This is a genomic window from Nocardia sp. CDC159 (genome assembly GCF_023740735.1).
GTDB lineage: Bacteria > Actinomycetota > Actinomycetes > Mycobacteriales > Mycobacteriaceae > Nocardia > Nocardia pulmonis.
In genome coordinates this window covers 1-13,104 of record NZ_JAMRXH010000003.1, presented here as the reverse complement: position 1 = coordinate 13,104, position 13,104 = coordinate 1, and the positions used below count along the sequence as shown (strand labels likewise).

8 protein-coding genes and 1 pseudogene are annotated in these 13,104 nt (G+C 68.0%); 8 read left to right on the top strand and 1 reads right to left on the bottom strand.

What is annotated here, in order from left to right; genetic code table 11:
* The first annotated feature begins 10 nt into the window (after window positions 1–10).
* The 7 genes and pseudogenes from NDR87_RS06970 (at window position 11) to polA (ending at window position 10,420) form a co-directional block, all read left to right on the top strand.
* The gene (locus NDR87_RS06970) at window positions 11–1,255 is read left to right on the top strand and encodes a branched-chain amino acid ABC transporter substrate-binding protein (RefSeq protein WP_372494102.1); all 1,245 of its coding nucleotides are present in this window, start codon (window positions 11–13) and stop codon (window positions 1,253–1,255) included.
* Between the two features lie 177 nt (window positions 1,256–1,432).
* Complete coding sequence (locus NDR87_RS06965; RefSeq protein ID WP_251910247.1) at window positions 1,433–2,452, top strand: branched-chain amino acid ABC transporter permease; 1,020 nt, start codon at window positions 1,433–1,435, stop codon at window positions 2,450–2,452.
* On the top strand, window positions 2,449–3,672 hold the full coding sequence (locus NDR87_RS06960) for a branched-chain amino acid ABC transporter permease (RefSeq protein ID WP_251910245.1): 1,224 nt from the start codon (window positions 2,449–2,451) through the stop codon (window positions 3,670–3,672). The genes NDR87_RS06965 and NDR87_RS06960 overlap by 4 nt, the downstream gene beginning before the upstream one ends.
* 41 nt (window positions 3,673–3,713) lie before the next feature.
* A pseudogene (locus NDR87_RS06955) lies at window positions 3,714–4,625 on the top strand (ABC transporter ATP-binding protein); the annotation flags it as partial.
* Between the two features lie 168 nt (window positions 4,626–4,793).
* Window positions 4,794–5,489: an ABC transporter ATP-binding protein gene (locus NDR87_RS06950; protein WP_251910827.1), complete on the top strand. Its 696-nt coding sequence runs from the start codon at window positions 4,794–4,796 to the stop codon at window positions 5,487–5,489.
* 158 nt (window positions 5,490–5,647) lie between these two features.
* On the top strand, window positions 5,648–7,630 hold the full coding sequence (locus NDR87_RS06945; RefSeq protein ID WP_251910244.1) for a glycosyltransferase family 39 protein: 1,983 nt from the start codon (window positions 5,648–5,650) through the stop codon (window positions 7,628–7,630).
* 54 nt (window positions 7,631–7,684) lie between these two features.
* A complete protein-coding gene (polA, locus tag NDR87_RS06940) occupies window positions 7,685–10,420 on the top strand; it encodes a DNA polymerase I (protein ID WP_251910242.1) in 2,736 nt (911 codons plus the stop codon).
* Window positions 10,421–10,425: 5 nt separating this feature from the next.
* On the opposite strand, the gene NDR87_RS06935 is transcribed toward polA, so the two are convergent.
* Window positions 10,426–12,057 carry an SH3 domain-containing protein gene (locus NDR87_RS06935; RefSeq protein ID WP_251941090.1) on the bottom strand — a complete coding sequence of 544 codons (1,632 nt, stop codon included), beginning with the start codon at window positions 12,055–12,057 and terminating at the stop codon, window positions 10,426–10,428.
* Between the two features lie 297 nt (window positions 12,058–12,354).
* Between NDR87_RS06935 and NDR87_RS06930 the strand changes: the two genes are divergently transcribed.
* The gene (locus NDR87_RS06930) at window positions 12,355–12,924 is read left to right on the top strand and encodes a hypothetical protein (RefSeq protein ID WP_251910239.1); all 570 of its coding nucleotides are present in this window, start codon (window positions 12,355–12,357) and stop codon (window positions 12,922–12,924) included.
* Window positions 12,925–13,104 lie beyond the last annotated feature (180 nt).

The window sequence follows — 13,104 nt, the reverse complement described above, 5'->3', positions numbered from 1 at the left end:
GAGGTGAATCGTGCTTGGTTCAATAACGCGGACTGCCACGCCCCGTCGGGTGGCCCGCGGCGCGCTGGTGATCGGAGCCGCGGCCGCGCTCGCGGTGGCTGGGTGCAGCAGCAAGTCGACGAACAACGGCTCCGGCGGCGGCGCCGCGGAAGCTTTGAAGATCACGCCGCTGATCCAGGTCGACGCCCAGGGCAACGAGGTCCCCAAGGCTGACACCTCGGCGGCGGCCGATCCCGCGGGCGACGGTAAGGCCAAATGCGCCCCGAACACCGCCATCGCCTACGTCGGCGCTCTGACCGGCCCGAACGCCGCGCTCGGCATCAATATCAACTACGGCGCCAAACTGGCCGTCGACAAGCACAACAAGGCCAACCCGGACTGCCAGGTGGTGCTGAAGAACTTCGACACCGAGGGCGATCCGCAGAAGGCCAGCCAGCTGGTTCCCCAGGTCGTGCAGGACCAGTCGATCGTGGCCATGATCGGCCCGGCGTTCTCCGGCGAGACCAAGGCCACCGGCCCGATCTTCAACAGCGCCGGGCTGCTCGCGCTGACCCCCTCGGCCACCAACCCCGATCTGACCAAGAACGGCTGGCAGACCTTCTTCCGCGGCCTCGGTCACGACGGTCTGCAGGGCCCGGCGGTGGCGAAGTACCTGACCAAGGTCGCCGGTTACAAGAAGATCTGCGTCGTGCAGGACAACTCCGACTACGGCACCGGTCTGGCGCAGGCGGTCATCGCCGGCCTCGGCGCGGCCGCGGACCCGTCGTGCGCGGTGAACATCAAGGCCAACGACCGCGACTTCTCGGCCGCGGTGTCGAAGCTGTCCTCGGCGAAGCCGGACGCGATCTTCTACGGCGGCTACTACGCCGAATCGGCCCCGCTCGTCCAACAGCTGCGCTCGGCGGGGGTGAAGACCCCGTTCGTCTCCGGTGACGGCAGCCGCGATCTGCAGTTCATCAAACAAGCCGGTGACGCCGCCAAGGACGCCCTGCTGTCGTGCCCGTGTGGCCCGGAGCCGGACGATTTCACCAACGACTACAAGGCGCTCAACAAGCAGGATCCGGGCACCTACTCGGTGGAGGGCTACGACCTGTCGACGATCGTGCTCAAGGCCATCGACTCCGGTAAGGTCACCCGCTCCGCGCTGGTCGATCATGTGCGTAACTACGAAGGTCAGGGACTGGCTCGCAAGTACAAGTGGGATGCCACGGGTGAGCTGACGAACGCGCTGATCTGGGTCTACCAGGTCAAGTAAGGCACCACCCGAATTGCCGAAGCAGCGTGCGTCGGTCGGCGTCCACCGCGTCGGGCCCGGTAGCCGCACCCCGTTACCCCGGTAGGTGCATTCCGTCTTCCCGGCGATGCCGGGAACTATCCGGACCCCGGCGCACGCTGTTTCCTCGATGACCGAGAGTTACGAATGTCAACATCCATGACCGATCCGGCGCTACTGGCCGGGTCGATCGAATTCAATGTATTCGGTGTGGCCGACCAGTTTTGGCAGCTCACTGTCGACGGGTTGAGTTACGGCGCGATCTATGCGCTGGTCGCTGTCGGCTACACGCTCGTCTACGGTGTTTTGCGGCTCATCAATTTCGCCCATTCGGAAGTTTTCATGCTGGGCATGTTCGGCCAGTATGTGGGTCTGCAGTTGCTGGGCTTCGCACCCAGTGGCAACGCCTATTCCGAGGGCGTTGTCATGACGGTCGTCTATCTGTTGTTGGCGATGCTTTTCGGCATGGCCGTCTCGGGTGCGGCCGCGGTCGGACTGGAACGGGTGGCCTACAAGCCGCTGCGCCGCCGCGGAGCCAAACCGCTGATCTTCCTGATCACCGCGATCGGCATGTCGTTCGTGCTGCAGGAGTTCGTGCACTATGTGCTGCCGAGATTCGTGAACGGGCTGGGCGGCAGCAATCCACAGCAGCCGATCAAGCTGGCCGAACCGCGGGAGCAGTTCGCCCTCTTCGGCGCCTCGGTGACCAACATCGCGATCGTGATCGTGCTGGCGGCCGTGGTGCTGGCCGCGCTCACCGAAATCCTCATCAACAGAACGAAATTCGGCCGCGCCATCCGCGCGGTGGCGCAGGACCCCGACACCGCGACGCTGATGGGCGTGTCCCGGGAGCGGGTCATCATGCTCACCTTCCTCATCGGCGGCATCCTCGCCGGTGCGGCGGCGCTGCTCTACACCCTGCGCGTGCCGCAGGGCATCGTGTTCAGCGGCGGTTTCATCCTGGGCATCAAGGCGTTCAGCGCGGCAGTGCTGGGCGGCATCGGCAATCTGCGCGGCGCGCTGCTGGGCGGATTGGCCCTGGGCCTGGCCGAGAACTACGGCCAGATCCTGTTCGGCACGCAGTGGCGCGACGTGGTCGCGTTCGTGGTGCTGGTGGCCGTGCTGATGTTCCGGCCGACCGGCATCCTGGGAGAGAGCCTGGGGAAGGCGCGAGTATGACCGTGACGACGAAAACACCGGCCGCGCAGCAGCGGCCCATGCGCGGCGTCGGTGACGCACTGCGCGGATGGTGGGGCGGCCTGTCGCGACCCGCCCAGTGGGCGATCGGGGTTCCCGCGATCATCCTGCTGGCCCTGCTGCCGCTGTTCCCGCCGCCGCTGTTGAATACGCCTGGCACCAGTTTCGGCGGGGTGATGGCCCAGTTCGCGATGATCGCGCTGATCGCCGTCGGTCTCAATGTCGTTGTGGGACAGGCGGGTCTGCTGGATCTGGGCTATGTCGGCTTCTACGCGGTCGGCGCCTATTCGGTAGGTCTGCTGACGAGCCCGAACAGTCCGTGGAATCGGACGGACGGCTTCCTCGACCCGAAGTGGGCGTGGCTGGCGTGCGTGCCGTTGGCGATTCTGCTCACCGCGATCTCGGGCCTGATCCTGGGCACGCCGACGCTGCGGCTGCGCGGCGACTATCTGGCCATCGTCACCCTCGGTTTCGGCGAGATCGTGCGGCTGCTGGCCGACAACCTCGGCGAGATCACCAACGGCAGCCTGGGCCTGTCCGGTATCGCGTTTCCGCGCGTGGGTGAGTCCGCCGAACATGCCGGTGGCTTCTTCTCCGCCGGTAATCTCGGCGACCCCGGCACCTGGAATCCGTTGGACCGCGCCAACTCCGGCACCTGGTGGTTCTGGGTGGGCATGGCCCTGGTGATCGTGGTCCTGCTGCTGGTCGGCAATCTCGAGCGCAGCCGCGTCGGCCGCGCCTGGGTGGCGATCCGCGAGGACGAGGACGTCGCGGAGATGATGGGCGTGCCGACGTTCAAATTCAAGCTGTGGGCCTTCACCATCGGCGCGGCGGTCGGCGGTCTGTCGGGCGCGCTGTACGCGGGTCAGGTGCAGTTCATCAATCCGACCGGCTTCAACGTCATCAACTCGATGCTGTTCCTCTGCGCGGTGGTGCTCGGCGGGCAGGGCAACAAGCTCGGGGTGATCGTGGGCGCGTTCCTCATCGTCTACCTGCCCAACCGGTTCATGTCCGTCGAGGTGGGCGGGCAGTCGCTGGGCGATCTCAAATATCTGTTCTTCGGTGTCACGCTGGTGGTGGTGATGATCTTCCGTCCGCAGGGCCTGTTCCCGGTGCGACAGAAGCTGCTCGCCTACGGCCTGCAGATCTATCGAGCGGTGCGGCGGCCCGCCGTCGCCGGGGCGACGGGAGGGGACCGATGACCGGTCCGAGCGCGGGTGGCGCGCTGTACGACAACGAGGACATGGCCGCGGGCTACGCCGGGGACGCGGCAACCGAACCGGCCGCGGGCACGGTGGATGTCGCCGAGGTGCTGCCGGAACTGGCCGACGCCGAGGCGGTCGCCGAAGTGGTCGCGCCCACAAGGGAATTCGAGACCGCGGTGGGTGCGCCGCTGCTGCGCACCGAGGGTCTGACGGTGAAGTTCGGCGGTCTGACCGCGCTCGACGAGGTGAGCTTCGAGATTCGCCGCGGCGAGATCCTCGGTCTCATCGGTCCCAACGGGGCGGGCAAGACCACCTGCTTCAACGCCATCACCGGCGTCTACCGACCGGCCGCGGGCGCGGTGTATTTCGACGGCGAGCCGCTGACGACGACCAAACGCAACGAGATCACCCGGCTGGGCATCGCCCGGACCTTCCAGAACATCCGGTTGTTCGGAGAGATGACCGCGCTGGAGAACGTGGTCGTGGGCGCCGACGCCCGGCATCGGACCTCGGTGGCGGGCGCGATCCTGCGCACCGCGCGGCATCGGCGCGAGGAGCGTGACGCCATCGAGCGCGGCATGGCGCTGCTGGAGTTCGTGGGCATCGCGCCGCGGGCGGTGGAGAAGGCGCGCAACCTCTCCTACGGCGATCAGCGCCGCCTGGAGATCGCCCGCGCGCTGGCGACCGAGCCCAAGCTGCTGTGCCTGGACGAGCCCGCGGCCGGATTCAACCCGGCCGAGAAGTCGGCGCTGATGGATCTGATCCGCAAGATCCGCGACGACGGCTTCACGGTGCTGCTCATCGAGCACGATATGCGGCTGGTCATGGGCGTGACCGACCGTATCGTGGTGCTCGAGTTCGGCCGCAAGATCGCCGACGGGTTGCCGAGCGAGATCCGCGACGACCCCGCCGTCATCGCTGCCTACCTGGGCGTGGCCGACGAACAGCTCGGTGCCGGGGCCTCGGCCGAGGCGGTCGCGGAGATCGCGGCGGAGGTCTCCGAGCAGGGGGTGGCGGCCGACGAATCCGGCAGCGGCGCAACGGCACCGGGCCGCGAGCCGGTGCCGCTGCACGCGGTGCCCGAATCCGGCGGCGAACCGCTGCTGGTGATCGAGGACATGGTCGTCAACTACGGCAGAATCCAAGCCCTGCACGGCGTTTCGCTGCGGGTCGATCAGGGTGAGCTGGTGACCCTGCTGGGCGCCAACGGCGCGGGCAAGACCACCACCATGCGTGCGCTGTCCGGCCTGCTACCGCTCACCCGCGGCCGAATCCTGTTCGAGGGCAAGGACATCACCCGCGTCAAGGCCCACGAACGGGTGATGGCCGGATTGATCCAGGCGCCGGAGGGGCGCGGGGTGTTTCCCGGGATGACCGTGCAGGAGAACCTCGACATGGGTTGTCACGCCCGGCCGTTCAAGGAGCGCTCGGATTACACCAAGACCCTGGAGTGGGTGTTCGAGCTGTTCCCGCGGCTGGCCGAGCGGCGCAGGCAGGTCGGCGGCACGTTGTCCGGCGGCGAGCAGCAGATGCTGGCCATCGCGCGGGCCCTGATGGCCCGGCCCAAGCTGCTGCTGCTCGACGAGCCGTCGATGGGGCTGGCGCCCATGGTGATCCAGCAGATCTTCCGGATCATCGGCGAGATCAACGCCCGGGGCACCACCGTGCTGCTGGTCGAGCAGAACGCCCAGCAGGCCCTGGTGCGCAGCGACCGCGCCTACATCCTGGAGACCGGTGAGGTCACCAAGACCGGCACGGGTCGCGAACTGCTGACCGATCCGGCGGTGAAGTCGGCCTACCTCGGCGTGGCGTGAGCGCTCGGGCGGGGATTCCGGCGAATAGCCCAATCCGGACTCCCCGCCCGAAATTCCGGTGGTTGTGACGATAAACCCACTGATTATGTGATCAATCCGATAGGAGTGCTGCCGGGTAGCTGTTGCGAGGGTATGACCCCCTTGCGACACTCTTCCGAGTGGAAGCTTCCGTCGCCGAGAAACCCCGGCTCGAACCACCGATCGACCCGAGTCCGTCCTCCTCGACCCCACGGCCCGCACGTCTGGCCCCGCGTGCCGGGCTCGCCGTGCTGCTCGTCGCCACCGCGGCGGCGTATCTGTGGCGGATCACCGACAGCGCGATGGCCAACAACTTCTACGCGGGTGCGGCCTGGTCGGCCACCCGGGACGCGAAGGCGTGGCTGTTCGGCTCGGTCGATCCGGCCAATTTCATCACCGTCGACAAGCCGCCGCTGGCCCTGTGGGTGATGGGCCTGTCCGGGCGGCTGTTCGGCTTCTCCAGCGCGAGCATGCTGGTGCCGCAGGCACTCATGGCCGTGGCCGCGGTCGGGCTGCTGTACGCGGCGGTGACCCGGATCACCCGCAACGACGTCGCGGGCCTGCTGGCCGGTGCGGTGCTGGCGGTCACACCGGTGGTGGCGCTGATGTTCCGGTTCAACAATCCCGACGCCGCGATGGTGCTGCTGATGACCGCGGCCGCCTACTGCGTGATCCGCGCGCTGCCCAGGGCCGACGCGCGCTGGCTGGCCCTCGCGGGCGTTGCCCTCGGCTTCGCCTTCCTGGCCAAGATGCTCGAGGGCCTGCTGGCCCTGCCCGCCCTGGCGCTGGTCTATCTCGTGGCCGCGCCGATCGCGCTGGGCCGCAGGGTGATCCACCTGGCGATCGCCGCGCTCGCCCTGATCGTCTCCTCGGGCTGGTACGTGCTGCTGACGGTGCTGTGGCCCGCCTCCTCGCGACCGTACATCGCCGGGTCCACCGACAACTCGTTCATGGATCTGGTGCTCGGCTACAACGGTTTCGGTCGTTTCCTGGGCAATCAGGAGATCGGCGGGCAGACGCCGCTGCCGCCCGGATATCGGGTGCCGACCCAGCTGCTCAACAGCTTCAACGACTTCGGCTCCGCCGGACCGGCCCGATTGTTCCTGGGGGAGAGCGGATTCCAGATCTCCTGGCTGGTACCGGCCGCGCTGGTGGCCCTGGTGCTGGTGCTGGCGTCCCGGTGGCGCGCGCCGCGCACCGACGAGATCCGCGCCGCCGCACTGCTGTTCGGCGTCTGGCTGATCCTGGTCGGCGCGGCGCTGAGCGCGATGACCTCGGCCGAGCACGCCTACTACTCGCTGGCGATCGCGCCCGCCGTCGCCGGGACGCTGGGCGTCGGCGTGGCCGAGCTGTGGCGGCGGCGCGACGAGGCGTTCGGGCGGCTCGGCGCGGCCGCGGTGGTCCTGGCCGCGGGCGTGTGGAGTTTCGTTGTGCTGCAACGCAATGCGGACTGGCAGCCCGCGGTGCGCTGGCTCGTGCTCGCGGTCACGGCGGGGGCCGCGCTCGGCCTGGTCGTGACCGCGCTGGTCCGCTCCTTCGACCGGGTGCGTGCCGGGGCCGCCGCCGTACTGGTCGTGGTGGGCCTGATCGCCGGGCTCGGCGGCTCGACCGCCTATGCCGCGGCCACCCTGCCGCAGGCGCACACCGGCCGCAGCCCGGTCGTCGGTCCGCCGCCCCCGCCGGAGACCGGCTTCCAGGCCATCGTGAAGGCACAGCTGCGCAATTTCGCCGACGGCACGGCGTTCACCGATCCGCGCATCGTGGACCGGCTGCGCCACAGCGACGCCACCTGGTCGGCGGCCGTGGAGCGGTCCTCGATCGCCGCGGCGATGGAGTTGGCCAGCCACACCGCGGTGCTGGCGGTCGGCGGTTTCGCCGGTGACGATCCGGTGCCCTCGCTCGGCCGTTTCCAGCAGCTGGTGGACGACCATCGCATCGGCTACTACGTCACCCAGGAGATGCGCCTGCCGCCGACCTGGCGCTACGACCCGTCCGCGCCGCTGGTCACCACCCCGTGGGCGCAGGCCACGCATCGCGATATCGCCGACTGGGTGGCCGCGCACTTCCAGGTCACCCGCATCGGTGGCGTCGCGGTCTACGACCTGAACGCGCCGCTTCGATAGCCGCCGCGGTGGTGGCGTCGCGGGTTGTCGGTGCCGGTACATAGACTCTGTGCCGTGACCCCAGCCACCACCGATCAGCGTCAGAGCAGCGTGCCCGCAGCAGCCTCCGGGGAGAGGCCGACCCTTCTGCTGCTGGACGGGCATTCGCTGGCCTATCGCGCGTTCTACGCGCTGCCCGCGGAGAACTTCAAGACCGTCACCGGGCAGACCACGAACGCGGTGTACGGGTTCACCGCGATGCTGATCAATCTGCTGCGCGACGAGAAACCCACGCACGTGGCGGCGGCCTTCGACGTCAACCGCAAGACCTTCCGCACCGAGACCTATCCGGAGTACAAGGCCAACCGGATCACCACGCCCGACGAGTTCCGCGGCCAGGTCGAGATCACCCAGGAGGTGCTGGGTGCGCTCGGCATCCCGACGATGGCGATCGAGGGCTACGAGGCCGACGACATCATCGCCACCCTCACCGCTCAGGCCGTGCCGCAGGGGTTCCGGGTGCTGATCGTCACCGGCGACCGCGACTCGATCCAGCTGGTCAACGACGATGTGACGGTGCTGTATCCGCGCAAGGGCGTATCGGAGCTGACCCGCTTCACCCCCGCCGCGGTGGAGGAGAAGTACGGTCTGACCCCGGCCCAGTATCCGGATTTCGCGGCGCTGCGCGGCGATCCGAGCGACAACCTGCCCGGCATTCCGGGCGTGGGAGAGAAGACGGCCGCCAAGTGGGTGCGCGAATACGGCGATCTGGCCACCCTGGTCGATCGGGTCGACCAGGTGAAGGGCAAGGTCGGTGACGCGTTGCGCGCCAACCTGTCCAGCGTGGTGCTCAATCGCCAGCTCACCGAGATGGTCAAGGACGTCCCGCTGCCCTACACCCCCGACCAGCTGGCCCAGCAGCCGTGGGATCGGGACAAGATCCATCGGCTGTTCGACGATCTGGAATTCCGGGTGCTGCGCGACCGGCTGTTCGAGACCCTTGCCCCGCCGGAGCCCGAGGCCGAGTCCGGCTTCGAGATCTCCGGCGGCGCGGTCGAATCCGGCGCGGCCGCCGACTGGCTGGCCGAACACGCCAAAGCGGGTCAGCGCCACGGCGTTTCGATCGCGGGCACCGGCACCCCCGTGCACGGCGATGTGAAGGCGATCGCGATCGCCGCGGCCGACGGGGAGGGCGGTTACTTCGATGTGGTCGCGCTGACGCCGGAGGACGAGAAGGCGCTGGGCGCCTGGTTGGCCGATGCCTCGATCCCAAAGGCGGTGCACGAGGCCAAATCCGCCATGCACGCGCTGCGCGCACGCGGCTGGAAGCTGGACGGGCTCACCAGCGATACGGCCCTGGCCGCCTATCTGGTCCGCCCGGGGCAGCGCACCTTCAATCTCGACGATCTGTCGCTGCGTTATTTGTCGCGCGAGCTGCGCGTGGAGGCCGCCGAGGACACCCAGCTGTCGCTGCTCGACGATTCCGAGCAGGTCGACGCCGAACTCGCCCAGGCCGAAATCCTGCGCGCGCGAGCGGTTTCCGATCTGGCCGACGCCTTCGACGCGGAACTGCGGGGCATCGAATCCACCACATTGCTCACCGAGATGGAGCTGCCGCTGCTGGGTGTGCTGGCCGAGCTCGAGGAGGCGGGCATCGCCGTCGACGTCGCCGAGCTGGAGCAGCTGCAGTCCGAATTCGCCGGTCGGGTCACCGATGCCGCCAACGCCGCCTACGAGGTGATCGGCAAGCAAATCAATCTCGGCTCGCCCAAACAGCTGCAGGTGGTGCTGTTCGACGAGCTGGACATGCCCAAGACCAAGCGCACCAAGACCGGCTACACCACCGACGCCGACGCGCTGGAATCGCTGTTCGAGAAGACCCAGCATCCGTTCCTGGAACATCTGCTCGCGCACCGGGACGCGACCCGATTGAAGGTGACCGTGGACGGCCTGCTCAAGTCGGTCGCCGACGACGGCCGCATCCACACCACGTTCAACCAGACCATCGCCGCGACCGGTCGGCTGTCCTCGACCGAGCCGAATCTGCAGAACATCCCGATCCGCACCGACACCGGCCGCCGCATCCGCGACACCTTCGTCGTCGGCCCCGGCTTCGAATCGCTGATGACCGCCGACTACAGCCAGATCGAGATGCGCATCATGGCGCATCTGTCCAAGGACGAGGGGCTGATCGAGGCGTTCAACTCCGGTGAGGATCTGCACACCTTCGTGGCGTCCAAGGCCTTCGACATCCCGATCGGCGAGGTGCATCCGGAGATGCGCCGCCGGATCAAGGCGATGTCCTACGGTCTGGCATACGGGCTTTCGGCCTACGGCCTGTCGCAGCAGCTGAAGATCAGCGCCGAGGAGGCGAAGGCCCAGATGGAGGTCTATTTCAACCGCTTCGGCAATATTCGCGACTACCTCCAGGACGCTGTCGTGCAGGCCCGCAAGGTCGGCTACACCGAAACCCTGTTCGGCCGCCGCCGCTATCTGCCCGATCTGGACTCCAGCAACCGCCAGCGCCGCGAGGCCGCCGAGCGGATGGCCCTCAACGCGCCCATCCAGGGCACGGCCGCCGACATCATCAAGGTCGCGATGATCAACGTGCAGAACGCGATGCACGCCTCGGGCCTGAAATCGCGCATGCTGCTGCAGATTCACGACGAACTCGTCTTCGAGGTCGCCGCGGGTGAACGCGAGGCCCTGGAAGCACTGGCCCGCGAACACATGTCGAAGGCCATCGATCTGTCGGTGCCGCTCGAGGTGTCGGTGGGTGTGGGCCGCAGCTGGGACGCCGCGGCCCACTAGCCCGATCAGCCGCCGCAGGCGGGGGCCACGGGACCGTTGCTGCCGGTCTCGAGGAAGCCGTCGGTGACCCAGGCGCCGTTGTCGAGCTTGTTCCACAGCGTGGTCCGGCCCCAGCGGCCGGCGACGGGTCCGCCGGTGGTGGTGCACGCGATGGTCACCACCTCACCGTCGCGCTTGGTACCGACGACCGAGCTCTGCAGGCTCGGTCCGGAACGGAGATTGACCGCGGGCGAGCCCGGGGCGGGGCGGATGGTGCCGCGCGCGGGATTCGGTGCCGGATCGGGTTTCGGTGCCGGATCGGGTTTCGGTGTGGGGTCGGGTTTCGGTGCCGGATCCGGTTTCGGTGTCGGTGCGTTGTCGTCGCAGGCCGGTGCCACCGGACGATTGCTGCCGGTGTCGACGAACCCGTCGCTGATCCACGCGCCGTTGTCGAGCTTGTTCCACAGCGTTGTCGCACCCCATTTGCCGCCGACGCGGTCGCCGGTGGCCGTGCACACGATCGTCACCTGGTCGCCGTTGCGGAGCTTGCCGGTGACGGTGCCGCGCAGGCTCGGCTCGGCGCGCAGATTGACCGCGCGCCAGCGGTCGGGATGCGGGCGGACGGTGCCGCGCGCCGGAGACGGTTTCGGATCCGGCTTGGGTGTGGGCGGTTTCGGGGTCGGCTTGGGCGGTTCGGGCTTCGGATCGGGTGCGGGGGCGTCACCGCCCCCGAAGTTGGTCAGCCTGCCGCCGGGGCCCACCCGCTGGCCGTTGCGTTCGGCGAATCCGCCGTAGGGCCCGCCGCTCTCGTGAAAGGTCCAGCCGCCCAGGGTCATACCGTCGACCGGTACCGGACGACTGCCCTGATACAGCGACATGTGCACGTGCGCGCCGCTCGCGCTGCCGCCGCAGGGCAACTGGACACCGATGTGGCCGAGATAGGTTCCGGCCGCGATCTCGGTGCCGTCCCGGACATCGATGATGTTGGTCATGTGGTAGTAGGAGGTGGTGTAGCCGTTCGGATGGACGATCTTCACCTCCGCACTACCATTGCGCACGCAGGTCTTGTAGACCCGGCCACCGGCCGGGGCCAGGACCCGGCCGTCGCCGCCGTTGAAGTCGATCGAGTTGAACGGGCGGCTGTCACCGCTGTTGCCGTGCGGGCCCCCGCCCATGTACCACGCCTCGCCCTGCCGCCAGGGCAGCGCCAGCCCGGTGCGATTCGGCCGGGCGGGCTGCGCCCCCAAGGCCGCCTTCTCGTCTTTGCTCACCACCGATTCGGGCGCCTGCTGGGCCAATCCGTTGAATTCCTCGGTGCCCTGCAAAGCGACCTGCCATTTGCGATTGCCCTGGTGTTTGGCCACATACAACGTCGATAACGGCGAATCCTTTTCCCCCGGCGGAAGGGTCGCGCCGCCGAATACCCAATCACCCTCGCTGCGCAGGCGATCCACGACGGTGGCCTCCTGCTTCACATTCTCGGTGGCGTCGAGGTCCGGCTCCTCGGCCACGGTGGCCTTCACCGCGTCGTCGAGCCCGTCGCCCGGCGCCGCCTCGCCCGGTCCGACCGCCACCAACCAGCCGAGCCCGGTCACCATACAGGTCATCAGCGCGGCCAGAGACAGCCGCCGTCCGTACATCTGCCTACGCATCGTCATTCTGTTGTCGGTTGTCATTCTGTTGTCACGGAATTCGTTGTCATTCATTCCGGAGGCAAGGGTATGGACGGTGCATACGGCCTACGAGTGACGTAAGAAAGACTTCAGGGAGAGCGGGCGATGATGCAGGGCAGGAGATTTGCCGAAGCGAATCCGCACGCGATCGGGTATGTTAAACGATCATGGAGTGCGGCGTTCGGTCGCAGATCACGGCACTATCTCGGTCGCAACAACTTTCGGTGCCGTACCAGGTGGTAGCCGCTCGACTCGCGGGCCCGGCTCGGTACTGTCGGCTCGGTGTCGCGTTCACGGATCGAGGATGTAGTCGGTGGCCAGCTCGCTTGGACCGAGGTCGACCTACTGAACATCGAGGACGGTTCGGCGCTCTCGGTGCGAGGTGTGCTGGAGGAGTTCGGGGTCCGGGTCAACTACTTCCCGATCGGCCAGCCGCGTCATGTGCTCGCCGCCCTCGGCGGGGCCCGGCCGGTCGCGCCCTATGTGATCATCTGCTGCCACGGGGAGGACGGGCGCATCCTGCTTCCCGAACTCGCCGATTCGATCGCCGCCGAGCAGCCGTTCACCGACCGGATGGGGCCCAAACGTGTTCGCCGGCATCTGCGCGTTCCCGGTAGCGCGGTCATTTCCACCGGCTGCGATACCGGCAAACCCGCACTCGCCCAGGCATTTCTGGACAGCGGCGCCGCCGCCTACTTCGCTCCGACCGGCGCGCCCGGCGGACATACGGCGCTGTTGGCCGTACTCCTGCTGTTCTACGAACTCACCGCCGGACGGCCCCTGCGCGACGCGGCGCACCGCGTCCGCGGGTACAACGACGAGCTGGCCATGTGGAAACTGTGGGAGCGCTGAGGTCGCAGGTCGCCGAGGCGGCGATCACACTCGGCGACAACGACACTCGGCGGCTAGGGCGTGTCCTGTAAGTGGTTGTGCGGGTTTGGGTGAGTCGGTGTCGTGGTTGTGTTAGCTGTATGCGGTGGTTGGTCGAGGTGAGGTAACTGATCGGGCCTGGGCTCGGATCGAGCCCATGCT

Coding starts and splice junctions, on each gene's coding strand:
- NDR87_RS06960 (WP_251910245.1), top strand. CDS start 2,449: ATGACCGTGACGACGAAAACACCGGCCGCGCAGCAGCGGCCCATGCGC.
- NDR87_RS06965 (WP_251910247.1), top strand. CDS start 1,433: ATGACCGATCCGGCGCTACTGGCCGGGTCGATCGAATTCAATGTATTC.
- NDR87_RS06935 (WP_251941090.1), bottom strand. CDS start 12,057: ATGACGATGCGTAGGCAGATGTACGGACGGCGGCTGTCTCTGGCCGCG.
- NDR87_RS06950 (WP_251910827.1), top strand. CDS start 4,794: ATGGTCGTCAACTACGGCAGAATCCAAGCCCTGCACGGCGTTTCGCTG.